We start from the raw sequence: 24914 nt of genomic DNA on the forward strand, positions 1-24914 counted from the left end.
CTTTCAGCTTTAGAAACGTATTTTGGTTTGTTACTAGTATTCATTTTGGCGTTGGCTTTTTTAGCCTTACCCATAAATTTTTTGGTGATTTTTTTAGTGCGGTTCATTGTATTACTTTAGTATAAATTCATGTGATAGATTATAACTTAAAATCGACATATCTGTTTTTATGAACCAAACATTTATCCTTTTGTGGCTAAAAAGGAATGCTTATTATCTTGCTATTGCAGCGTGGCTTACCAATTCAGTTTTCCCGTGTAGCATGGTAATCTAGACGCCTTAAAAAGGTGCTTATAGCCCGTTTTATATTAGGCCAGGTTGATCTTTCGAGCTTAGTTTTTGTTCGAATTCAATCATTTTAGTACAAGGCTTGATCGATGATGCATAGCTAGCTAAGCGGAAAGTTCTACATAGTGATGAAATATTACCAAAATCATCTGCGGAGCAAAGGTTTGCCTCAGCTTGGTTTTCAAAACGGTATCCTCATATAACACCGTTATCAAATCGATCTGAGCGAACATGAACTTTGGTTAAAAGTATTAATCAACCATATTCTTGTATTAGATGCAGAGGTGGGAGCTGTTGAAAGGCTCAACATTTTAAAGCACAGAGCTAACGAGTTGAGTCATCGCGAATGGTATATTATATATGGAAAATATTGCAGTAATAAATTCAATCTAACTGACATCAACGTCTATATGACGACTTGGTTATATAGACAAATAAAGCTTCCGGTTGAAAAGTTTAAGTTTAACTTAAAGCAACTGAAGAAAAATCACATCAACTAAGTCACAGCTCTAGCAACATACTCATGAGTATGGTGCCACATATAGAAGTGTTTAGGTATAATCTCCCAAATAGTCAATGATGAATCATTTAAGAGCCCTAAAATGAAAAAAGTAGCAATCTTCTGCCATAATCTCTTTGCCAACGGCACTGTAAAAGTAGCACTAACTCAAGCAGAAGTTTTGCAAGAGGCTGGCCAAGATGTACACCTCTTTATTTTCAATGAAGAAGGTGACTTTACTCCCCCTAAAAACGTCACCATTCACTATGTTTTTAAATCACAGAAGTCTCTGTCATTAGCAGCTCAAAAAAATAGGCTGATACAATGTGTGCAGAACATTGAAAACAGCGAGGGGGAGTTTTCACTTTTTTTGTGTAACTCCACCGATTGCGATATCGTCGTCAATGGTTGTGACTTTGATCCTTGTTACTATTTTTGCCACTGCGCACTCCAGCAAGAGCTCATCATGGAGTTAAAACGCGGACCAATCCATTTCTTACGCCGCTGGCGAAAAGCAAAGGCACTTATAGGCAAACGCATTATTACGGTTTCGGAAGGGATCGCTGATGAACTTAAGGCGACTCGTTGGCTGAAGCCTAAAAGCGTGCAGGCAATATACAATCCATTTCGAATAGATGAGATAAGAGAAAAAGCCAAAAAGGAAGTCGATGGGCTACCGAATGAGCCATTTATGATCCATATCGGCCGAGTAACCCGACAGAAGCGCCTAGATATTCTCTTCCAAACATTAAAGTTAATGCCAACAGCTCCTCGATTGGTACTGTTAACCAACCGTCCAGAGAAAGCCCGTAAACTAGCCAAAAAATATGACGTTGAAAATCGTATTATTACACCAGGATTCCAAAGTAACCCTTATGCTTGGATAGCCCGAGCTGAATTGATGTTGCTCAGTTCAGACTTTGAAGGACTGCCGACCGTGTTGATCGAATCACTTATCTGCCAAACACCCGTCGTGAGCACTCGCTGCCCCCATGGGCCTAGTGAAATTTTAACTGGAGAACTGGCACAATATTTAGTCCCTAGACGTCAACCCGAGTTATTAGCAGCATCGGCATTAGCATGCCTGCAGAAGCCACCATTACTGGAAAACCTACCGATCCTCGATGCTGTGGCTAGCCAATATATCGCAAAGCAATATATTGCGCTTTGTGCTAATAACTAAATGGTGTACAAGGCTACCAAAGCTTCACTCTAGTGGCCTTTTCCTTACTTTAAAAACAAAATCAAGCAACGTAAAAGCAGCAATTAATCAACAAATAACTTACTGTTTAAGCTCAAGAAACGTGATGATTTTTATGCGATAATATTAAGCATGTTTTGTGAATTAACCATTGATACGCTGATAGATATCTCTTTTTCGTATTTCATAATGAAATACACTCTCAGCTCTTCGATTACTCCAGCTTTTAACCCGTAGGTGAAACATGTATATTCTTGATTGCACACTAAGAGATGGCGGCTATTACAACAATTGGGATTTCTCTCCAGAGGTAGTAACAGCTTATTTAAAAGCAATGGCTGTAGCAAAAATTGATTATGTGGAGTTGGGGCTACGTAATTTTCCTAAGCAAGGTTTTGACGGCCCATTTGCTTACACCACTGAAGCTTTTATTAAAGGCCTTAATTTACCGTCAGGTCCAACCTACGGTGTAATGGTCGATGCTAAAACCATTCTTGATGCACCTATGTCGATTGAACAAGCTGTAGATGCATTGTTCGTTGATGCAATTCAAAGCCCTGTCGATCTTGTTCGTGTTGCAGCCCATTTTCATGAAGTCGAAAACTCTGAAGCCATCGTTCACGCCCTCAAAGCCAAAGGCTATATCGTGGGTTATAACTTGATGCAAGCAGGTGGTAAACCTGACGCTATAATTGCTGAAAAAGCAGCAATAGCGGCTAAGTGGAATGGCCTAGATTCGCTTTATTTTGCAGATTCTCTCGGTAATATGGATGCAGAAGAAGTCACTCGTATCGTCAAAGCCCTTCGCACTCAATGGCAAGGTGATATTGGCATCCATACCCACAATAATATGGGTAAAGCTCTCGACAATACTATCACCGCAAAAAACCTAGGCGTGACCTGGTTAGACGTCACTGTCACAGGTATGGGCCGTGGCGCTGGTAATGCGCAAACAGAAAGTTTACTGGCTGTCATAGATAGTAATACAACGCCATATCAACCTTCTGCCGTTTATGAACTGGTTATTCGCCATTTCGAGCAGATGCAGAAAGACTATGGTTGGGGTAGCAGTTTACTGTACTTTCTTGGTGCACAAAATGATGTACACCCAACTTACATCCAAAACCTCATCTCGAATAAGCATTACGGCACCGAAGAAATAGTAGGCGCCATAAACTACTTAAGCCAACTTGAAGGTACAACGTCATACAATGGTGACGTGATGGAGTCAGCCATTTCTTTCGACACTTCCACCAAAGCGATATCTGGTACCGATAAGTTACTGGGCAAATTCAAAGATAAAGAAGTGCTTATTATCAGTAATGGCCCAAGTCTTAAGCGCTACTTACCCGCAATAGAAGCTTATATCCAAGATCGTCAACCTATTGTTATTGCGATCAATGCAGTAAGCACCTTGGCATCAAAGTTCGTTAATTATTACTGTGTGTCTCATAACAGTAAGTTCTTGTCTGAACATGATGTTTATAAGAATCTGCAGCAACCTCTGATCATGCCAGCACACCGATTTACGGATGACGAGCTTAGCAATGTCTCTAATAAATTCTTTGATTATGGCTTAAATATTGAAGCTGATGAGTTTATTGTTACTGATAACTATTGCGCTGTACCTTATGATCTCACTGCGGCTTACGCACTCGCAATAGCAGTGCACGCGCAAGCTACGCATATTTCGCTTGTCGGTGTTGATGGTTATGAGCGCGGGGATATTCGTCAAGCAGAGATGATTGACTTGTTGGCGAAATTCAAAGGTTTTGCGCCAACACTGCAGATTACAGCACTGACGCCAACAAGCTATCCAATCCAACAAGGCTCTATTTATGCACCCAATTTATAATTACGATCTATATATTTTTGATTGTGACGGGGTCATTTTAGATTCAAACGCACTTAAAGTGCAGGCGATGAAGGAAGCACTTGAAGCGCTTTCTTTTACTCCTGAGCTAGTTACTGAGTGCGTGACCTACTTTGCCAATAATTTTGGTAAGTCTAGGTTTCATCACATAGCTCATTTTGTTAATGACATACTTGAGCTCAAAGATGATCAAAAATCAACAATTGAAGAAAAAATACTCTGTGATTTTTCTTCTCAATGTAAGGCACTATATCTAACAGCAAAGCTCACTCCCGGCTTCTTAAACTTAATCCAAGCGCTGCCGGGACAAAAGTTTGTCGCCAGTGGTTCAGAGCAAAGCGAACTTCGCTCTGTATTCAAAAGCCGTGGTCTCGATAAGTATTTTGTTGATATTTTTGGGTCTCCCACACCAAAAGCCCAACTACTGGCCGACATTTTACAGAGCCAAGCACACAGCAAAGCGCTGATGATTGGCGATGCAATGTCTGACTTTGATGCCAGCCAAGCCAACAATATTGATTTCATCTGCTATGTGCCATTTTCGAACGTGCCGCTGCGAATGCAATCACTAGCTAATGAACATCAGTTTGAAGTTATTGAGCGTTGGCCCCAACAAATATAAATCAATAATTAGAAATTGGATCCTCATAATATGAAATATGCAGTCGTCATTCCCGCTCGCTACCAATCAAGTCGCTTTCCGGGCAAGCCTTTAATCGATATCTCAGGAAAGTCGATGATACAGCGTGTTTGGGAGCGTTGCTGCACAGCCGTTGGCCAAGATAAAGTCTATGTTGCCACTGACAGTGATAAAATCCAGTCAGCGGCTGAACAGTTTGGCGCTCAGGTCATTATGACTTCATCAAACTGCCTAACCGGCACCGATAGACTTGCGGAAGCTAACCAACAGTTAGGTTGTGACTTCGTTATCAACGTACAAGGTGATGAACCGTTAATCGAGCCTAACGATATCCTCAGTGTGATAAAGGAATATCAGCGACAACCAGAAACGGTGATAAATGCTATGTGCCCTATCACTGCTGAAGAGGAGTTTCGCTCTTTTACGGTACCAAAGGTGGTGGCCAGTAAAACAGGGAACTTACTCTATATGAGCCGTTCACCTATTCCAGTTAGTAAGACTAATGAGTTTTCATTTGGCTTTAAGCAGGTATGTATTTACGCCTTTTCTAAAGCTCATTTAGAGTTTTTTGCATCTCATCAGCAAAAAACGGCTATTGAGCAAGTAGAGGATATTGAGATCCTACGCTTCTTAGAAAATGATATTTCGGTTCAGATGATTGAAGTTGCTAGCTCCAGTATTGCTGTCGATGTACCAAGCGATGTCGATAGAGTGATTAAGGCGTTAAATTAACGTGAGAGGTTGAGAGGTAGGCAGTAACAAGTATCACTGCCTATTGCCAAGCTACAATTTCATATTATTGATACGATCAGCAAGCTTTTTAGGAAATTCAAAGTACGCTGGCGCTCTCGCGTAGATGACTTCGTCACTATAATTTCCGAAACAGCTACAAGCGGTAGAGTTCAACGACACCACACGATGAACTCTAACGTTTAACATAGTAATTAACTCACTTGGAAAACTGGAGTTCAATATAACTGAATCAGGGAAATACTTGTTATAGTCCGTTGTTTCTCGAGGGTGGGGTTTAATCACTAATTTCAACTCATCCATACCGAGCTCTTCAATCAACATCTTATAACCGCGAATTTTTTGGGCCTCTGTATAGGCGAAATCTTCACTCCAAGGTTGAGTAAATAACAGGCTGAACTGGCTATTAATAGAGTCAAAAGCTGTCGCATCGATACCGAATACATCTAATATCTCTGTCTTTTCCACACTCGTTTTTTCCAGCCAAAGTTTAAACATATCAACAGAACTAATTTTAGATTGATACTCTTCTTTAGCATCTATTTCTGCCGCAACAATGAACTTCTCGACACGAGATATTCTAACGGGTTCTTTTAGAACCAGTAGCTTAGCTAGCGCATTTGCGAAACCTCTATTTCTTGCACCAAGCGTTAACTCATTGCGAGTTGAGGTGCCATCCTCTATCTGAACTCTAGGCACAGATACGAGCCAGTTATTGATATCTTTAACGTTTCCAATACAGGTAGTATAAGCATTAAAGAGATTCTTCTGTTGCAGTTTTTTCTGTACATAAACCAATGGATTCTGCCCTAACCTAGGCATTGGCTTCGGCATATACTCTAAGCTTTCATCCAGTACACAGGCATACTTTTTCAGCCGGTGTAGGCTATGCACAGACATCCTATCGCCAAAAATCAAATAGTCCCTTTTTTTCCAATCACTATCACAAAGCATAAACAGAAATAGACTGTAATAAGTATTCTCGAAAACAAGTACTTTTGCATCATCATTGATGATCGTTGTCATATTAAATTTTGACATAAGTTTATAACTTCCAGTAACCCAGCTTCTTGCGCATCTTGAAATGACGCAACAGATTAGCGGGTTTAGGTTTAAGGTCATCGGTACCTTGTGCAATCAATTCATCTACTGCGGTTAAGACACGCTCACTAGACAAACCATCACGGTACGGGTGGATATCATCACAATATTGCTCAATTTTCGCCATCAACTCCGCAGGTTTAGCTAAAACTCGTACTAATGCAGGCTGAATATCTTCAATATGATCGACATTCACTAGATGTGAACGTTTAGTCTTATTATTAAAGGTCACCACAGGTTTACCCTGCAATAAAAACATAATCAATATCGATGAAGTATCACATAGCATCACATCGGCAGCTTTCAATAACGGCAACACATTATCGGTTTCAACGAAGGTCAGATTCTCATTCTCGAGTGCTTTGTATTTTTCAACAATCTCTTGACTCATTTTGGGGTGAAATTGCACCAACCAGCGCCAATCCCCCTGCGTCGACATCGCCTTAATCTGCTCATAAACTGCAGGTGCGCAGGATAAACTACGAGAAAATGTCGAACAAAAGAGGATAACAGGTCGATTATCGCCCTCTACAGCGTAGGGCTGTGGCAAATCTCCTTTAAACATGGGATCTAGTGTTGGCCAGCCAGTTTCAGCCACTTTAAACGTAGCAAACTTTTCAGCCAACCGAATAAATGGCAAGGTGGTAGCGGGACCTTGGGTGCAGTAAAGGTCAAAACAATCGCGTATTTCAAAATGGTCTTCGCGGCCTTTATGGTTCATTTTCCCTGCATTAAAACCATGAAAAACGCCCACTTTCACGCCAGGGATAAAATTGGGAACCACGTTGCCTGGAACCAGAACCGCATCAGGCTGCCAAGCTTGTACTTCTGTAACCGTGGATAATCGCTTTTCGGTCGGCTTCAGAAATGAGGGGTTCACTTCATCACCTTCGAAAAACCAGCACACCTCATCACCTCTCGCCCTAATTGCGCTCTGCAACGGCCTTAAGATGGCATAGGAATAACTTTGTGCGATATATAATAGATAACGCTTGCTGCTTGAACTCACAACAATTCCCCCCGAAAACGTTTCAATGTTTATTTAACCAAGGCCAGATATTCTTGAGCAATACGTGCTGCACTTACTTTTGCCAAAATATCAACTTCTACCAATGACGGCGGTGACACCAACACTTCATCCAACTTAGTTGCCAATGCCTTTGGATCACGACGCGGGACTAAGAATCTTGCGAGCTCTCCCGTCAAAATCTCACTCGGACCATGAGGACAATTAGTACTGACCACTGGCGTTCCACACGCTAGCGATTCAATTAATACCGTAGGTAACCCTTCAAAATCAGAACTCAACACTAAGGCTTTAGCATTGGCTATCCACGGAAAGGGATTTGGTTGAAACCCCGGAATAATCACCCGCTGTTCAACCCCATACTTCTTGGCGGCTTTTAATGCCTTTTTAGGGTTATGACATAAGAGTACAACGGGTATTTGGCTTTCCATTTGTGCGATGGCCTGAAACAACACATCGTGGCGTTTCTGCTTTACGTAACGTCCAATATGGATCAAGTAATCGCTATCAGGAATGCCCTCTGCTTTCTGTTGAGAAAGCGCAGTGATGTCGTCAAATCCAAAGGGGTTATAGATACACTGAATCGAAGCTGGTGCGATCCGCTTTGTTTGCTTTATTTCATTAGCAATACCCTGAGATACCGTCACCAAATGATGGCCATTTAAAGCCTTTTTAGCCCAAAGCTTCTTTAAAAATGCAAACGGGCCTAACTTAGCGTGTCGACTTAGCTCCTCTTCAACAGAAGCATGTACCACGACAAACAACGGCGACACCTGGGTTTTGGTCATTAATCGATTGGTTTTATCTAAATTGGACAAAAACAGATCAAACTTTCCGACACTCGATTCAATTTGCTTAATTTTATTTGTCAGCTTTGCAACAGCAGGTGCCAAATTCCAAAATCGATTAAAGTCTTTATCTTTTTTTTCAAAACAGACATGCACTGGTAAGCTATCAGGTATATCGAAAGCAACATCATCTGTCATAACTAAGAAATGTGGCTCATGCCCCATCGCTGTAAATTCGTTAGCAAGCGTTAACATCACTTTTTCTGCGCCGCCACCAGCCAAACTGTCAATTGCTATTGCAACTCTCATTGCCAAGCTCCAAATTTAGAATGAAATAAATCGCTTATTATAGTCATGCCAATATCTAATCCGTTTTCACAATCACACATCGCAAGTGCTGACTGCAGTGCGAGTTCATTATCTGTTTTAATTAACGTTATTAAGTGCTCAGTCATCAGTTGTGCATTTAGCTCAGAACTTATGGTAAAACCAGCCTCTTTACAGACTTTAACGCGATAATTTTGATCTTTAGCGACTGCGATAGATAAGGTCACTTTCTTTAGTGCTATAGCCTGTAATAACGTATCACCGCCACTTAACACGGCCACTTTTGCTGCATCAAGTAGATCAATTAGCGCTTCATGACTGAGCGTTTTAATCGCGATAACGCCTTCAACTAAGGGAATGTCATGGGGGTAACTCGGTCCGTACACAATCACACAAGGGATTTGTGTGGTCTGGTAAATACTCGCGGCCGCTCTCGCAAACTCTTCGATCGCGTAACCATTGCCAATTTTGTGTCCACCAGAGCCTGCGTTTAGCAAAATAAAGTGCCCTTTAGTTAAACCATAACGGGCTAACGATTCTGCTTGTCTATGTTCACTAGGGTTAACAAAAATGGGCCCAATGACTTTAGGTTCTGCTTTCGCTATTAATTTTAGTTTTAGTTGATCTAACCAACTAATGTCACCAATAACAAATTGAGGCTGCACCACCCAATGGCTATCCGTCACCCGCGCACGCAGTATTTTCATGCCTCGACTGCGCTTACGCTTATGCTGACTTATAAATATGACTTTGCAACCCAACTTATTGGCATGAGCTAATTGTGAGCGACGACCCGATGCATCAAAAATAACAAAGTCAGGCATATAGTAAGAGATGAAGTCATTCACTGCTTTAATGTTTTTTGTAGGGGTATCGTCTAAAAGCGCCACAGGATATGGGCACGTTGAAGAATAAGGCGCGTGGCGACTCAAAATAAATTGAATATGAGCCTCCGGCCAGCGTTGCTTCACCTCATTGGCGACAATCAACGAGCGCATATACTCCCCAACGCCTTCAGCTGAAGACACAGGGACAAACAAAAACTTTGGAGCAGATAGGGTCATTGATTTACTCATCAGACGACAAAAGCAAAATGCTAGCGCATCATACTAACAAAAAACCACTAGTCCTGTTTATCCAACAACAAATCTAGTTCGCAAATAACGCTGTCAACACTAATTAATTCCATCAAGTGCGCACCTTTCGCTCTCATCCCCCACGGAATATCACCTTGCTTTTGCTCGGCAATAACCTGCTGATAAACACTGACAACTGAATCTAAACAGGTATAAGGACCTGTTCGGCCAGGATTTGAATGTGCATACAGCCCAATGACTGGCGTCCCTTGGGTTACCGCCATATGAGCAGGGCCCGTATCAGGCGCGAGCACGACACTCGCCTGTTTCAATATTGCTAAAAGTTGCAACAGTGAGGTTTTACCCACTTGGTTTTCAAGCTCAGATTTAGCCGCAGTTTGAATATTATCAGCAAGCACTCGCTCAAGTGGTGTCGGTCCGCCACATAAGATGACTCGATAGCCCTTCTCCACAGCATGATCCGCCACTGCCGCATAGCGCTCAGGTAACCAGTTACGTTCGGCTTTACTCGCGGCAGCGCAAATAACCAATACCGAACTGGCGTTTGGGATAAGCGCCTCGGCAAACTCAGTATCAGCTGCTAACACAGGAATATTCCAACATGGAGTAAGATCGGTAACGCCAACAGCTTTCGCAAATCCCATAAATCCTTCAAGTACGTGCGGGGTGGATTGTGGCTTAATTCGGTGATTAGTCACTAACCACTGACCCTCTTTTGCTCTAAATCGATCGAAGCCGATACGTAATTTTGCCGATATAGCCAAAGATGCAATCGTCGCCCTAAGGGCTATTTGCATGTGCAACAACACATCAAACTTCTTGCCTTTAAGTGCACGCTTTAAATTAAAGTAGCTGCGCCAGCCTTGCGATTTATCAAAAATGACAAACTCCACCCCAGGGAGGTGTTTTAATAGCTGATATTCAATTTTACCCAGAATCCAAGTAATTTGAAGATCAGGATAACGTCGCTGAATCGCTTGCACCATCGCCACGGCATGGCATACATCGCCAATGGCGGATAGCCGCAGCAAGCACAAAGACTGAGCATTGGTTAAATCTAGCGGTTCGGCGTGGTTACTTGGGCTCATAATGCTCGAAGGTTGTTTGGCGTAATCTACCGATCTTAATGTAGAATGGCTGCAGGTTCCACGCTTTAGCGTACAATTCTATCTATGAAGTTTAAAAAAACAGCCACTGGCAGCATCACTTATTGTGAACAAACACCTCAAGAAATTGAAGTCACTTGGTTTGATGTGGATTTTTGGCGTGGACACTCCGCGGTAACTGGATCATCTAAAGGCCGTTATACCACTTGGTTTGTCGATGCCAGCAAGCTAGATCCCACGCAGCAGCAGTGGGTACTGCGCCATTATTATCGTGGTGGACTCATTGAAAAAGTCAGTCGTGATCAATATTTTTTCACCAGCCTCAAAAATACCCGTGCAGTCGCTGAACTCACTTTACTCGAAAATTTATACCAACAAGGGTTTCCAGTGCCCAAACCCATCGCTGCTAATGTAGAACGTAATGGGCTGTGGTATCGCGCGGACTTGATAATTGAGCGAGTGGATGGAGCTGAAGATTTAGTCGCTAGGTTAAGTAAGACAGCTATGACCGCTGAGCAATGGCAATCTTTAGGGCAATGTATTGCTCGTTTTCATCATCACGGTGTATACCACGCCGATTTGAATGCTAAGAATATACTCATTACCGCAGAGAAATTCTATTTAATCGATTTTGATCGTGGTGAAATAAGAACGCCTAAGGCGAATTGGCAACGCGCCAATTTAGACCGTTTACTGCGTTCATTTAGAAAAGAGCTGGCCAAATTGCCACAACTGGCCTTTACCGAGGCTGATTGGCAGCACCTGCATAGAGCTTATCACAGCGCATTAGCCAGTAAGTAAGCAGAGCCGTACATCGCTTACTTACACTTAATGCAATTGGCATTAAACGTTACGATTAATCAGTGATTCAACCAGCGCAAACTGCTTTTTCAGCGCGCCTCGGTTGTCTGCGACCACTTTCTTAGCAGCATTGCTCGCTATTGTATAAGCCTGCTTATTGCCGAAAAATTCAATTAACATCTGAGCTAATGGCTCACTTGCATCAACAATTTGCAATGCACCTTCATTTTGTAACAGCTGAGTGATCTCTTTGAAGTCCCAATGGTGAGGCCCTACAAAAACAGGTAAACCTACCGCTGCTGGCTCCAAAGGGTTATGTCCCCCTCCCTCGATTAAAGTGCCGCCGACAAAAGCTTGATCGCCCGCGGCATACAACGTCAGTAGTTCCCCCATCGTATCGCCAACGACAATTTGTGTTTGTGCTGTCACATCATCGTTAAGGCTACGTCGAGCCACCAGCATATTGGCTTGCTTTACGGCGGTAACGGCGGTATCAAACTGCTCAGGGTGCCGCGGCACCATCACCATCAATGCTGTTGGATAGTGCTGCATGACTCTTTGATGCGCTTGTAGCATTAGCTCAAACTCTCCAGGGTGAACAGACCCCGCCACCCAAATAGGCCGATGCTCTGCTTGCCAGCCCTCACGCACAGCCTTCGCGGCTTCAATGCGTGCGGGTGCCACATCTAACTCAAATTTCAGACTGCCACATACCGTCACCTTGTCTTTGTTGACACCGAGCTCAATAAAACGAGCTGCGGCTTGCTCTGACTGAGCAGCGATTGCATCTAAGCTTTGTAGCATTGGCAAGTTCAAGTGGGGGCGTTTTTGATAAGCATCAGCAGATTTTTGCGATAATCGAGCATTGGCCAGTAACACTTTGCTGTTATTACACTTTAGATAATGAATTAAGTTGGGCCAAAGCTCTGTTTCCATAATGATGCAGGTTTTCGGTGCCACTTGCGTTACAAACCGCCTGCTACACCAAGCCAAATCAAAGGGTAAATAACAATGCTGTACCTCATCACTAAACGCGCGTAACACTGCAGCAGATCCTGTTGGGCTGGTTGTTGTTACCGTAATCGTTAAGTGTGGGTAGTTCGCTTGGATCTGTTTTATCAACGGGATCGCCGCGATGGTCTCTCCCATTGAAACACAATGTAGTAACAGATCAGTTTGTTGTAAGCCTTTAAAGCCAAATCGTTCATTCCAACGACTGCGGTAATCGGGGCTTTTAAAAGCACGTACAGCGAGGTAGACCAATAACAGCGGCAAAATGAGGTAGAGCAAAGCGGAATAAAGGCTGCGATTCATGAATTTTTTTACTTTAGTGATTTTTACTTGAAGAATGACATCAATGCTAACATGATAGTCATAACTTAACGTAGATGCATAATCGCGAATATGTAGAGTTGCTCTCGCATTTTAGATTGCCAAGCAAAACATTCACTAAGCTTGGCGATTTCGTGGATATTAATCATTTAGGATGAATATGAAAACCCGTGACAAAATCGTACAAGCCAGCTTGGAGTTATTTAATCAGCATGGCGAAAGAGCTATCACAACCAATCATATTGCAGCCCACCTAAATATTAGTCCAGGTAACCTCTATTATCACTTCCGTAATAAAGAAGACATCATCCGCTCCATTTTCAGTCTCTATGAGCAACATTTAGAATCAGGCTTTCAGCCCTACGTAGACAAAGAGGTCGATGTCGATCTCTTGGTCGGTTACTTTGATGCGATGTTCTACACCTTATGGCAGTTCCGCTTTATGTATGCCAACCTTGCAGACATTCTTAGCCGCGATGAAGCGTTAAAAAATCGATATTTACAGGCGCAACAAGACGTTTTAGCACGCTCTAGCAGTGTCCTTATAAAACTGACTCAAGATGGTTTTTTAGCGATTAATGAAGAAAATATAGCCCCGCTTGCTGATACCATTAAAATGCTGGTTAGCTTCTGGATAAGCTATAAACTGACCCAAACACAGTCTTGTATCGGCTCAATCACCAAAGAGTCACTATATGAAGGGCTGCTTAGGGTGATCATGATATTCAAAGCCTATTCTACTCCGAATTCTACCGCCACATTTGAAAGGCTTGAAGAGTACTACCGGTCAATGGCGCTGAGTACAAGTACACCCTCTTAGTTTAATAAGGTGCTATCGCAATATCTTACTTGATGCCATTTTTGCAAAAAGTAACTTTTGAATTAACGTATCCTTGTCATTAAGCAGCCAAGGCATTGGCTTCTCATTAGCCATAATGACCTCTGTTGGCATTAAATTTTGGACGGCGGCACGTTCAAGTGCAAATCTAAGCGCCCGATGAAACAGCCAACGACACGAATTCATGAATATGGCGACCTCAAACACTAAAATACAAAACAAACAATTAGTTTAACTAATCTGAAACATACAGTAGCCCTAATCTAACTTATCTCGCTAGCGCTGCTAAAAAAAGGCTGTGGGGCTGGGCTGTTTAAGGTTAAAATGCCGCCACTCCAATAATCAAAACAATACTAATTAAGGAGAATTTAGGTGTCAAAGACCTCATTCTACGACCAAATAAATCAACAAATTACCGATGTAAAAGCAGAAGGCCTTTATAAGAGTGAACGCGTAATTGTTTCTCCTCAACAAACAGCAATTGAGGTTAATGGCGACCAAGTCATTAACTTTTGTGCCAATAACTACTTAGGTTTGGCTAATCACCCTGAGTTGATTAAAGCTGCCCATGGCGGGCTTGATGCCCACGGTTTTGGCATGGCATCAGTACGATTTATCTGTGGCACACAGGATATCCATAAGCAACTGGAAGCCAGTTTAAGCGCTTTCCTTGGCATGGAAGATACCATTCTTTACTCTTCATGCTTTGATGCTAATGCTGGTTTGTTTGAGACACTGTTAAGTGCAGAAGACGCGATTGTCTCTGATGCTCTTAACCATGCATCAATCATTGATGGTGTGCGTTTATGTAAAGCCAAGCGCTTCCGTTATGCCAACAATGATATGGCCGACCTTGAGACGCAACTAAAAGCCGCTAAAGAAGCCGGTGCACGTAATATCCTGATTGCGACTGACGGTGTATTTTCAATGGATGGCGTCATCGCTAACCTCAAAGGCGTATGCGATCTTGCAGACAAGTACGATGCGCTGGTAATGGTTGATGACTCACACGCTGTTGGCTTTGTTGGTCAAGAAGGTCGCGGCACCCACGAATTTTGCGATGTGATGGACCGTGTAGACATTATTACCGGTACTTTAGGTAAAGCACTTGGTGGGGCTTCAGGTGGATTCACTTCTGCTAAGAAAGAGGTTGTTGAATGGTTACGCCAACGTTCACGCCCATACCTCTTCTCTAACTCGTTGGCTCCTTCAATTGTTACCGCATCGATTCATGTTCTTGAAATGCTCAAAACAGGTCAAGATTTACGTGAAGCCGTTTGGGAAAACAGTCGTTATTTCCGTGAGAAGATGTCAGCAGCAGGCTTTACGCTTGGGGGCGCCGATCATGCCATTATTCCAGTAATGATTGGCGACGCCAAAATTGCGGGTGATTTTGCTAATCGTCTACTCGCAGAAAAAATCTACGTCGTTGGCTTCTCTTTCCCTGTGGTACCAAAAGGCCAAGCACGTATTCGTACTCAAATGTCAGCCGCGCACACTAAAGCGCAAATCGACAAAGCAATCGAAGCCTTCACCCGTATCGCTAAAGAGATGGGTATTATCAGCTAGAATTAAACCAAATAGGGTCACACGATGTTGTCACCCTAGTTGAATCAATTTAGCAGACTGCAACTGAGTGGTCTGTCATAGGTCATAAGATGAAAGCGCTTAGCAAATTAAAGCCTGAAGAAGGCATCTGGATGGTTGATGCTCCTAAACCTGAAATGGGACACAACGATCTACTGATTAAGATCCGCAAAACAGCTATTTGCGGTACTGATGTTCATATCTACAACTGGGACGAATGGGCACAGAACACCATTCCCGTGCCTATGGTTGTCGGCCACGAATATGTGGGTGAAGTCGTCGAGATGGGCCAAGAAGTACGTGGTTTTACCATTGGTGACCGAGTCTCGGGTGAAGGTCATATAACCTGTGGTCATTGCCGTAATTGTCGCGGTGGTCGCACCCATTTATGCCGTAACACTTCAGGCGTTGGTGTAAACCGTGAAGGGGCTTTTGCTGAATATTTAGTGATCCCAGCGTTTAACGCTTTTAAGATCCCTGATGATATCTCTGACGATTTAGCGTCTATCTTTGACCCCTTTGGTAATGCTGTTCATACCGCATTGTCATTCGACCTTGTCGGTGAAGATGTATTAATCACCGGTGCCGGTCCTATTGGGATTATGGCTGCCGCAGTATGTCGCCATGTTGGTGCGCGCCACGTGGTGATCACCGACGTTAATGACTATCGCCTCGAGCTCGCCGAAAAAATGGGCGCGACTCGTGCAGTCAACGTTGCTAAAGAAAGCTTAGATGACGTTATGAGCGAACTTGGCATGACTGAAGGGTTCGATGTCGGTCTTGAAATGTCGGGCGTACCCGCTGCATTTCACTCAATGCTCGACACTATGAACCATGGCGGTAAAGTCGCCATGTTGGGTATTCCAGGTGGCGAGATGGCGATTGATTGGAGCAAAGTGATCTTTAAAGGATTAATCATCAAAGGTATTTATGGCCGTGAGATGTTTGAAACCTGGTACAAGATGGCAAGCTTAATCCAGTCAGGCTTAGATTTATCTCCTATTATTACTCATCACTTTAAGATTGATGATTTCCAACAAGGTTTTGACGCTATGCGTTCAGGCCAATCAGGAAAAGTCATCTTAAACTGGGACTAGTTATTCCTATGGGGCTAACAGTAATGTCAGCCCCTTTTTATTCCACTATCACTACAGGTTTCCTATGTCAGCTTTTCAACACTTAAGTATCAACCAACTTATTCATATGCAGGAAGCCGCCGCCGATTTACAGATTGTCGATATAAGAGATGCCGCGAGCTTCGAAGCTGGACACATTGACGCTGCTGTTAATCTCAATAACGAAAACCTCAGTCACTTTATTGCTGAAGCTGATATGGATCAGCCCGTTATCGTTGTCTGTTATCATGGGATTAGTAGCCAAAGTGCGGCCACCTATTTAAGTGAGCAGGGGTTTGATCATGTTTATAGCTTGGATGGCGGCTATAGTGCTTGGCATCAGGCTAACGCGTAATACCAGTTCCATTAAATATGTGTTCAATTCAGAGCTCTTTCAGGGCTTTCAATTCTAGGCGCATTGTTGAAAAAATGGTTATTCCCTTTTAAGGCTATGCAACGCAACAGTGAAAGTCCTGAGAAGCTCACGTTGTGCGGGTTTAAAATCACTTTATACTACGCATGTGATTTTCGATATAGAATAACTATTAGCTACAACCCACTTGCTTGCCTAAAGTAATTTTAATTCCCGCTGAATGATCAACTATTTAGTGGAATTGGTATAAGAGGAAAGGTCGATGATAGAGATAGGCAGCTTACCCAATAGCAGAGCAGCGCAAGCACTCATCGACTACCTAAAAGGGCAAAACATAAACTGCGCAGTAGTGCCAGCCGAGCAAGGCGTTATGCTGGTATTGCACGATGATCCACACCTAGCTCGCGTACAGCAAGAGTATCAAGCCTTTCTAAGTAACCCTTATGATGAAAAATACTTAGCTGCATCATGGGATTATGGCGACACCCATACAAATTTAGATTACGGCAATCCCAAATTACTACTACTGAGCCAATTTTTGACGGGAGCGGGACCACTCACTTTAGGCGTGTTTTTCACCTGCGTTGTTATTTATGCCGCAATGAACCTCGGCTTTGCAAACCCTATCTTTGAAACTTTGTCATTTTTTGGCGCGACTTCACCTGCATCTTTCAGTGAATTTTGGCGACTATTTACCCCCAGTCTTATCCACTTTTCCGCAATGCACATCATCTTTAATTTATTATGGTGGTGGTACTTAGGCGGCAAGATCGAAAATAAAATAGGCTTTAAACCGCTGTTTATTCTTTTATTAATTGGCGGCACTCTACCTAACATATTGCAATATTATATGGCGGGCCCTAATTTTGGCGGGTTATCTGGGGTTGTATATGCCGTGGTCGGCTACACCTGGATTATGGGCGTTAAACGTCCTGAATCTGGAATAGGACTTCCCCCCGCCTACATCGGCTTTATGTTGCTATGGCTAGTATTTGGTTTTACCGATATGTTCGGTCTTTCTATCGCAAATGGCGCACATCTAGGCGGTTTACTTGTCGGCGTGTTACAAGGCTTTATCGATAGCCGCAAACAGCAGGTATAGCTTAATCTTGCCTTGCTGAAAATGCTTATACCCACGCCACTCGGGTATAAGCCCAATATTATGATTAAGCCATACTTAACACTCTCGCCACCAGCTTAGTGATGCCGTTATGCGCATCGACTATATTGTCCGCAAGCATATAAGCGGGCGTGCTCACCACCTTGTTGATCTCATCGACAACAATACCATCAACCAGAGCCACCTGATGGACTCCTCCTTGCTTTTCAAACGCTGCAGCGGTGCCAACATCAGATCCTATGGTGCCGACCACACCAGCTTCATAACACTGCGGGATCATGACGGGTGAGATACACATAAAGCCAACGGGCTTTTTAGCCTGAGTAAACTGACTAATGAATTGTTTTACACTGGGTTCAATAATATGATCGGCCCCGGCTAAAGCAAAGTTACACAGGTTTTTAGCCGCACCAAAACCACCCGGAATAATTAACGCCACGAATTCGTCAACATTAAGATCAGCAACCGGCTTCACATCGCCACGAGCAATTCGTGCCGACTCCACTAACACATTGCGATTATCGGCTTCATCAACTTCACCTGTAAGATGATTGACGACATGTAACTGAGCGATGTCAGGCGCAAAACATTGGTAACTAGCGCCAGAACGAGCAATCTCCAGTAAGGTTAAAACCGATTCATGCAGCTCCACACCATCGAAAACACCACTACCACTTAAAAGAACTGCGACTTTTTTCATTAAAATCTCCATTTATATATCATATTGTTTTAACAAAAGTGCAACGAAGCACTTGATCAGATTAATTATCGTGCTAAGTTATCACTGCACTTTATCAAACGGTGATTATTTGACCAAGGAATAGGTTTGTAATGCGAGCTAAAATAAAAAGTCCACATTTATAGTTTAATTATCTAAAATAGCACCCACTTCACACAATTAGATTTAATAGCTAATTTTCAATCACTTATGTCTTATCAGTTTTACTGATAGAAATCAGTGAATTTAAGTTTGCCTGTTCCATGCACAGAGTTATCCACAGGCTCTCTAATATTTATCCGTGGCTGAAACAGCCTTGATATGGCATGCTAGCGCCATCATCGAAATGCGATAAACGAATACCTAATATGCCTAAAATTGCCGACAACCCTTTAGTTCTTGTGGATGGTTCTTCTTACCTTTACCGCGCCTATTATTCTCCGCCTCATTTGACTAACTCTAAAGGTGAAGCAACTGGTGCAGTATATGGTGTGATCAACATGCTTCGCAGCCTTTTAAATCAATATAAACCTAGCCAAATGGCAGTTATTTTTGATGCAAAGGGTAAAACATTCCGTAACGACATGTATTCGGAATATAAGGCGCAGCGTCCGCCAATGCCTGATGATCTTCGTAGCCAGATAGCCCCCTTACATAAACTCATTAAAGCCCTAGGATTGCCGCTCGTGTGTATTTCGGGTGTTGAAGCTGATGATGTTATCGGTACGATTGCCACTCAAGCAAGTAAAGAGGGGCGTGCCGTATTAATCAGTACTGGTGATAAAGATATGGCGCAACTGGTTGACGAAAATGTCACCCTGATCAATACCATGACTAATACCATAATGGGACCAGCTGAAGTCACTGAAAAGTTTGGTGTGGGCCCAGAGCTCATTATTGACCTGCTCGCGCTACAGGGTGATAAGGCCGATAATATTCCCGGTCTGCCTGGCGTGGGTGAGAAAACGGCTTTAGCCATGTTAACCGGCGTTGGTTCAGTCGCTAATATTCTAGCGGCACCAGAAAAAATGCCTGCGCTTGGTTTTCGCGGCTCAAAAACAATGCCAGCTAAGATTATTGAGCATGGCGATATGCTCAAGTTAAGTTATGAGCTCGCCACCATTAAGCTCGATGTAGAGCTTGAACAAGACTGGCGCAAGATGGACATTGAGCCAGCAAACAAAGATGAGTTAATTAAGTGCTATGGCGAAATGGAGTTTAAGCGCTGGTTAGCTGAAGTCTTGGATAATAAATCAAGTTCAACAGCAGCAAGCGATAACACTGATGAAGTAGTGGTAAAGCAAGACATCACCGCCGAATATGACACAATTCAAACGGTTGAACAGCTCGATAGCTGGTTAGAAAAGCTTAGTAAAGCAGAGCTTATCGCCATCGATACTGAAACAACCAGCCTCAATTATATGGAAGCTGAACTTGTCGGTATATCCTTTGCCATTGAAGCAGGCAAAGCCGCTTACTTGCCGTTAGCACATGATTATATTGATGCGCCTGAGCAGCTCGATAAAGCAATGGTGTTTGCAAAGTTAACGCCTTTGTTAGAAAACGATGCCATCAAGAAGGTCGGTCAAAACCTCAAGTATGACATCAGCATTTTCGCTAATGCAGGCATCACCTTACGCGGCGTACAGTTCGATACCATGCTTGAGTCATACGTGTTTAACTCTGTAGCCACAAAGCACAACATGGACGACTTAGCCCTTAAGTATCTTGGTCATAAAAACATTAGCTTCGAAGAGATTGCCGGCAAAGGCGTAAAACAGATCACCTTTAACCAAGTTCCACTTGAGGTTGCAGCACCTTACGCAGCTGAAGATGCAGATATTACGCTAAGACTTCATCAACATTTGTGGCCTCGACTAGAAAAGCAGCCTGAGTTAGCCGGTGTCTTTACTGATATTGAACTGCCGTTAATTGATATTCTATCGACCATTGAGCGCCAAGGTGTGCTTATTGATAGCATGTTGTTAGGGCAGCAAAGTGAAGAGCTCGCCCGAAAAATAGATGAGCTTCAAAGTAAAGCGCATGAGATTGCTGGCCAGCCTTTTAACCTTGCCTCACCGAAACAGTTACAAGAGCTGTTTTTCGAGAAACTCGGCTACCCTATCTTAAAGAAAACGCCTAAAGGTGCGCCTTCAACAGCTGAAGAGGTACTGGTTGAACTCGCATTAGACTACCCTCTGCCAAAGATTATTCTTGAGCATCGTAGCCTGGCAAAACTAAAGAGCACTTATACTGACAAGCTGCCTTTGATGGTTAATGCCAAAACAGGGCGAGTCCACACCAGTTACCATCAAGCCAACGCTGCCACTGGTCGCTTATCGTCTAGTGAGCCAAACTTGCAGAATATTCCGATTAGAACAGAAGAGGGTCGCCGTATTCGCCACGCGTTTATAGCCCCGGCAGGGAAAAAGATTCTCGCAGCCGATTACTCGCAAATCGAACTACGCATCATGGCGCATTTGTCTCAAGATAAAGGCCTGCTGACCGCCTTTGCTGCAGGCAAAGATATTCATAAAGCTACTGCAGCAGAAGTATTCAATGTTGATTTCAGTGAAGTCACCACCGATCAGCGTCGTCGCGCTAAAGCGGTTAACTTTGGTCTAATCTATGGCATGTCAGCTTTTGGCTTAGCCAAACAACTTGATATCCCACGCGCAGAAGCACAGCTTTATATCGACACCTACTTTAAGCGCTATCCAGGTGTGCTGAAGTATATGGAAGAAACGCGCGCCATAGCAGCAGATCTCGGTTATGTGTCGACTCTGTACGGCCGTCGTCTATATTTACCGGCCATTAAGGACCGCAATGCCATGCGCAGACAAGCTGCAGAACGTGCAGCGATTAATGCGCCGATGCAAGGAACAGCTGCCGATATTATTAAGAAAGCCATGATCGATGTTGCCAAATGGATTGAAACGGAGACTCAAGGTGAGATAACCATGATCATGCAAGTGCACGATGAATTGGTATTTGAGGTAGATGCAGCGCAAGCAGAGACACTAAAAGTCAAAGTCTGTCAGTTAATGGCTGCAGCCGCCAAGCTCGATGTCGAATTACTCGCAGAAGCTGGTGTAGGCGACAACTGGGAACAAGCACATTAAGTAACCTAAGCTCAGTTACAGTCATTTTTCAGTTGGTTGTCTCGGCAACCAACTGAAATGATTAGTCTATGCGAGCAAAATCACCAACCCAAGCCCCCTTTAATAACGCCTCCACATTAATCGCTAAATAATTATCCAGTTTAAAGCCTAATATAAACCTATGTTTTTGAATCTGTAATATGAAATATATAGATCAATTAATGTGTTTTTATTGAACAAACCTTGAGATCCTCATCACATTATTGTGTCTTTTTTACAAAAACAGTTTTTCATAATACGGTTAATAGGGTAATATTCTCTGCGTAGGGTACAGAGGTTAAGATGTTCTATCTTTCAGACCTTTTTTAAATTCACTGATTTAAAGTGAATTGCCAAATTATGGCGCCTCAGCAAATCTAATTTGCTGGGGCTTTTTTTCGTCTAAAATTTACTTTAGAGTAATTACTTTAAATCGCTCAAAAAAAGAGTTATCATAGGTTCATTAAGTGCTACCAACTTAGGTTGGTAGGTCTTGAGTCTTGTTGAATTTAGCTTCTCCCCAAAAGAGCTAATTTACGCCGATGGTTTATTCCGTCGGTTTTTTTTTGCTTTCAAATCAACTTATGGCAATTCTAGCCATAAAAAAAACGCCCCTAAATAGGAGCGTTTTAATCAATCAACAACCTCGACGTTACTCGCCATCAGCTTCGTCTGCGGCTTCTACCGCTAACTGTTGCTTCAACCATTCAGGCTTACACCATTCATCCAAAATACCAAGGGCCTTGCTTTTACCTATACCTTTGAGCGATGAGAACGGTTCAACTTTTACCGCATCATCAAAATGACTTAGCTTCTTACGCACTTCATTTACCATCTTCATTCTGTCACTTTGGCCTAACTTATCAGCCTTAGTTAACAGTGCCAAAACTGGAATGTCGCTTTCTACAGCCCACTCGATCATTTGCATATCAAGATCTTTAAGCGGATGGCGAATATCCATCAACACGACCACGCCACCTAAACAATTACGCTTGAGTAAATACTCACCAAGCGCCAGTTGCCATTTTTTCTTGAGCGCCAAAGGGACTTGGGCAAAACCATAACCGGGTAAATCCACTAAACGACGATGCTTATCGAGTTTAAATACGTTGATGAGCTGAGTACGACCAGGCGTTTTACTGGTACGGGCTATCTTCTGCTCCGTTAATAGATTCAACGCACTAGACTTACCCGCGTTCGAACGACCCGCAAAGGCTATCTCTACCCCAACATCACCAGGCAGGTATTCATTTAAGTGTGCGATGTCTGGCGCACTAATTAAAAACTCAGCTTTACGGAAATCGATACGAGATTCACTCACAATTAACTCCAAAATTTTATCAACTAACTTTGTTAAATATCGAAGAGTTGCTTACATTTTCACAATTTCGTGTAAAATATTACCTCGATCACATAAAATACATTTTATCACGCTTGCGGGTCTCCCTAGTAAGCCCATGACAAATATTTTAATAAGAAGTTGGAACGCTATGAAAAAGTTAGCTCTTGCGCTGTCTGTTTTAGTCACAATATCTTCGCCAGTAATGGCTGAAGGTAATGCTGAAGCAGGAAAAACTAAAACCATTGTTTGTTCTGCTTGTCACGGCGTTGACGGCAACAGCATGATAGACATGTACCCTAAACTTGCAGGTCAACAATCGACCTATATCGAAAAGCAACTACATGATTTCCGCAGTGCGGCTAAATCAGGTGGTAAAGAAGGCCGTGCCGATCCAATAATGGGTGGTATGGCAATGATGCTTAGCGATGAAGACATCGCTGATGTCGCTGCATTCTATTCAAGCCAAATAAAGCAAGTGATCGACGTTAAAGACGTTCCTGCTTTAGGTGAACAGCTATACAAGGGTGGTGACTCCGCTCGTGGCGTCACGGCATGTATTGCTTGTCATGGACCTGAAGGCAAAGGCTCTGAAGCTGCTGGCTTCCCTGATCTTAGCGGACAACACGCTAATTATATCAAGATCCAACTAAATAAGTTCCACGATACAAGTCGTAACAACGACTTAAATGGCATGATGCAAGACATCGCTAAAAAGCTAAATGCTGACGATATGGACGCATTATCTAAGTATATATCAAGCCTTAAGTAAATATTAGTTAATCCTAAAAGGGCAGCAAAGCTGCCCTTTTTTATTTAACAAGATTAACGTTTACGTAAACTTCCCTTAAAAAACTTACTTGACAGCGATCACAGATTTCGGTTTAATGAGCCCCGTACCGAGATGAACCCAACTGTTAGTACAAAACTTTTAATAATAACTTTCAGATTTCGGTATCTATACATTTAAGATATAAGAATAAATTAACGACATAATAATAATATGATTGAGACCACTCACTAATAATAATAAGAGTAGAGATTTCTGTTTGAAATCCAGGTCGTAAGAATTTTAGTAAGGATTTTGGTTAGGAAGGCCAAAGCGCTATTTAGCATTTACCCTTACGTTCAGAGAAACACGCATAAATAGGAGAATGTTTGTAGGATACAAACATTGGCATAGGAAGCTAATTGCTTAGGATGCACTCGCTGGAAGCTTGTTATCACTGGAAGATACTTAGATACAACTAACATGGATGGTTACTTAGGCGTCATTGATAGACGATGAATTGAGATGTGTCATAAAGACCATCTACGGAAACTGTGGTCAGGAAGACAACAGGATTAACAATAAAGTGTCATGAAGACCAAAAACTAAAATAATTGCATGGAAAGCAATCAAAAAATAAGATGGATATTGACCGGGATCGTCACTAGCAAGTATGGATACTTGAAATAAGAATTGGTGCTAATTGCACTTTTATAGGCGACAGTTTATCTGTCGCCTTTTTTATTGCTCAAAAAAGCCGATTCACTGTATTCCATTCAAATTTCCTCGCGTTACAGTCAAACAACTTCGAAATACAGGGTTCACTATGTTGAGCAGACCTGGATTCAAGCTCGATAATGGCCCCAGGATTAACGACTTTCCGTCCGTGACTGTCTTCATGAAATAGCCGTTCTGGATATTCGAATTTAAAATCTTTGCTTATCGATAAAGAATACAAGAGCAGATGACTTCTCGCCTTGCTCTTCGAGAGCCCCGTAGGAACACTGCACTGCCTTATCCGGCTATCTTACTAGCGCTCTGAAACAAGCATTTTAAAGTCACTTGGGTATATAGCCATTCTACTT

The 24914-nt window shown here is 42.7% G+C and carries 21 protein-coding genes; 12 read left to right on the forward strand and 9 right to left on the reverse strand.

Features of this window, described 5'->3' with window-relative positions; all coding sequences use genetic code 11:
- On the reverse strand, positions 1–107 hold a 107-nt coding region (locus CXF82_RS08470; RefSeq protein ID WP_102044027.1), incomplete at its 3' end, for a DUF2986 domain-containing protein.
- A 783-nt stretch (positions 108–890) separates the two neighbouring features.
- Between CXF82_RS08470 and CXF82_RS08480 the strand changes: the two genes are divergently transcribed.
- The 4 genes from CXF82_RS08480 (at position 891) to kdsB (ending at position 5233) form a co-directional block, all read left to right on the forward strand.
- Positions 891–1970, forward strand: a complete 1080-nt coding sequence (locus tag CXF82_RS08480) for a glycosyltransferase (protein WP_101090134.1) — start codon at positions 891–893, stop codon at positions 1968–1970.
- Positions 1971–2232: 262 nt separating this feature from the next.
- Positions 2233–3843, forward strand: coding sequence for an aldolase catalytic domain-containing protein (locus CXF82_RS08485; RefSeq protein WP_101090135.1), 1611 nt, complete (start codon positions 2233–2235; stop codon positions 3841–3843).
- Positions 3827–4483 (forward strand): HAD family hydrolase, encoded by a 657-nt coding sequence (locus CXF82_RS08490; RefSeq protein WP_102044028.1) that lies wholly within the window; start codon positions 3827–3829, stop codon positions 4481–4483. Before CXF82_RS08485 ends, CXF82_RS08490 begins: the two co-directional genes overlap by 17 nt.
- 30 nt (positions 4484–4513) lie before the next feature.
- Positions 4514–5233 carry a 3-deoxy-manno-octulosonate cytidylyltransferase gene (gene kdsB, locus CXF82_RS08495; protein WP_102044029.1) on the forward strand — a complete coding sequence of 240 codons (720 nt, stop codon included), beginning with the start codon at positions 4514–4516 and terminating at the stop codon, positions 5231–5233.
- A 51-nt stretch (positions 5234–5284) separates the two neighbouring features.
- On the opposite strand, the gene CXF82_RS08500 is transcribed toward kdsB, so the two are convergent.
- From CXF82_RS08500 to CXF82_RS08520, 5 genes are read right to left on the reverse strand one after another with little or no spacing between them, the layout of a single operon-like run.
- Positions 5285–6292 (reverse strand): glycosyltransferase family 52, encoded by a 1008-nt coding sequence (locus tag CXF82_RS08500; protein WP_180961187.1) that lies wholly within the window; start codon positions 6290–6292, stop codon positions 5285–5287.
- A gap of 4 nt (positions 6293–6296) precedes the next feature.
- Complete coding sequence (locus CXF82_RS08505; RefSeq protein ID WP_102044031.1) at positions 6297–7361, reverse strand: CDP-glycerol glycerophosphotransferase family protein; 1065 nt, start codon at positions 7359–7361, stop codon at positions 6297–6299.
- 29 nt (positions 7362–7390) lie between these two features.
- Positions 7391–8476 carry a glycosyltransferase gene (locus CXF82_RS08510; RefSeq protein WP_101090140.1) on the reverse strand — a complete coding sequence of 362 codons (1086 nt, stop codon included), beginning with the start codon at positions 8474–8476 and terminating at the stop codon, positions 7391–7393.
- A complete protein-coding gene (locus CXF82_RS08515; RefSeq protein WP_101090141.1) occupies positions 8473–9558 on the reverse strand; it encodes a glycosyltransferase family 9 protein in 1086 nt (361 codons plus the stop codon). The genes CXF82_RS08510 and CXF82_RS08515 overlap by 4 nt, the downstream gene beginning before the upstream one ends.
- Before the next feature lie 59 nt (positions 9559–9617).
- Positions 9618–10679, reverse strand: coding sequence for a glycosyltransferase family 9 protein (locus tag CXF82_RS08520; RefSeq protein WP_101090142.1), 1062 nt, complete (start codon positions 10677–10679; stop codon positions 9618–9620).
- Between the two features lie 84 nt (positions 10680–10763).
- Between CXF82_RS08520 and CXF82_RS08525 the strand changes: the two genes are divergently transcribed.
- The gene (locus tag CXF82_RS08525; protein WP_101090143.1) at positions 10764–11498 is read left to right on the forward strand and encodes a 3-deoxy-D-manno-octulosonic acid kinase; all 735 of its coding nucleotides are present in this window, start codon (positions 10764–10766) and stop codon (positions 11496–11498) included.
- 42 nt (positions 11499–11540) lie between these two features.
- On the opposite strand, the gene waaA is transcribed toward CXF82_RS08525, so the two are convergent.
- Entirely contained in the window at positions 11541–12812 is a 1272-nt protein-coding gene (waaA, locus tag CXF82_RS08530) for a lipid IV(A) 3-deoxy-D-manno-octulosonic acid transferase (protein ID WP_101090144.1), read from the reverse strand.
- 178 nt (positions 12813–12990) lie between these two features.
- Between waaA and CXF82_RS08535 the strand changes: the two genes are divergently transcribed.
- From CXF82_RS08535 to glpG, 5 genes are all read left to right on the forward strand, one after another.
- Positions 12991–13650: a TetR/AcrR family transcriptional regulator gene (locus CXF82_RS08535; protein WP_101090145.1), complete on the forward strand. Its 660-nt coding sequence runs from the start codon at positions 12991–12993 to the stop codon at positions 13648–13650.
- Positions 13651–14040: 390 nt separating this feature from the next.
- The gene (locus CXF82_RS08545; RefSeq protein WP_101090147.1) at positions 14041–15237 is read left to right on the forward strand and encodes a glycine C-acetyltransferase; all 1197 of its coding nucleotides are present in this window, start codon (positions 14041–14043) and stop codon (positions 15235–15237) included.
- An 89-nt stretch (positions 15238–15326) separates the two neighbouring features.
- Positions 15327–16352, forward strand: coding sequence for an L-threonine 3-dehydrogenase (gene tdh / locus CXF82_RS08550; RefSeq protein WP_101090148.1), 1026 nt, complete (start codon positions 15327–15329; stop codon positions 16350–16352).
- 64 nt (positions 16353–16416) lie between these two features.
- Complete coding sequence (gene glpE / locus CXF82_RS08555) at positions 16417–16725, forward strand: thiosulfate sulfurtransferase GlpE (RefSeq protein WP_101090149.1); 309 nt, start codon at positions 16417–16419, stop codon at positions 16723–16725.
- A 280-nt stretch (positions 16726–17005) separates the two neighbouring features.
- Positions 17006–17845 carry a rhomboid family intramembrane serine protease GlpG gene (gene glpG, locus CXF82_RS08560; RefSeq protein ID WP_101090150.1) on the forward strand — a complete coding sequence of 280 codons (840 nt, stop codon included), beginning with the start codon at positions 17006–17008 and terminating at the stop codon, positions 17843–17845.
- 64 nt (positions 17846–17909) lie between these two features.
- Here glpG and elbB read toward each other — a convergent pair whose 3' ends face one another.
- A complete protein-coding gene (elbB, locus tag CXF82_RS08565; RefSeq protein WP_101090151.1) occupies positions 17910–18563 on the reverse strand; it encodes an isoprenoid biosynthesis glyoxalase ElbB in 654 nt (217 codons plus the stop codon).
- A gap of 386 nt (positions 18564–18949) precedes the next feature.
- Here elbB and polA point away from each other — a divergent pair, with 386 nt between their 5' ends.
- On the forward strand, positions 18950–21703 hold the full coding sequence (gene polA, locus CXF82_RS08570; RefSeq protein ID WP_102044032.1) for a DNA polymerase I: 2754 nt from the start codon (positions 18950–18952) through the stop codon (positions 21701–21703).
- A 670-nt stretch (positions 21704–22373) separates the two neighbouring features.
- Here the strand turns inward: polA and yihA are convergent.
- Positions 22374–23042 carry a ribosome biogenesis GTP-binding protein YihA/YsxC gene (yihA, locus tag CXF82_RS08575; protein WP_101090153.1) on the reverse strand — a complete coding sequence of 223 codons (669 nt, stop codon included), beginning with the start codon at positions 23040–23042 and terminating at the stop codon, positions 22374–22376.
- Positions 23043–23211: 169 nt separating this feature from the next.
- Between yihA and CXF82_RS08580 the strand changes: the two genes are divergently transcribed.
- Complete coding sequence (locus CXF82_RS08580; protein ID WP_102044033.1) at positions 23212–23832, forward strand: c-type cytochrome; 621 nt, start codon at positions 23212–23214, stop codon at positions 23830–23832.
- Positions 23833–24914: the final 1082 nt, after the last annotated feature.

Source organism: Shewanella sp. GutDb-MelDb, from assembly GCF_002836075.1.
Taxonomy (GTDB): Bacteria; Pseudomonadota; Gammaproteobacteria; order Enterobacterales; family Shewanellaceae; genus Shewanella.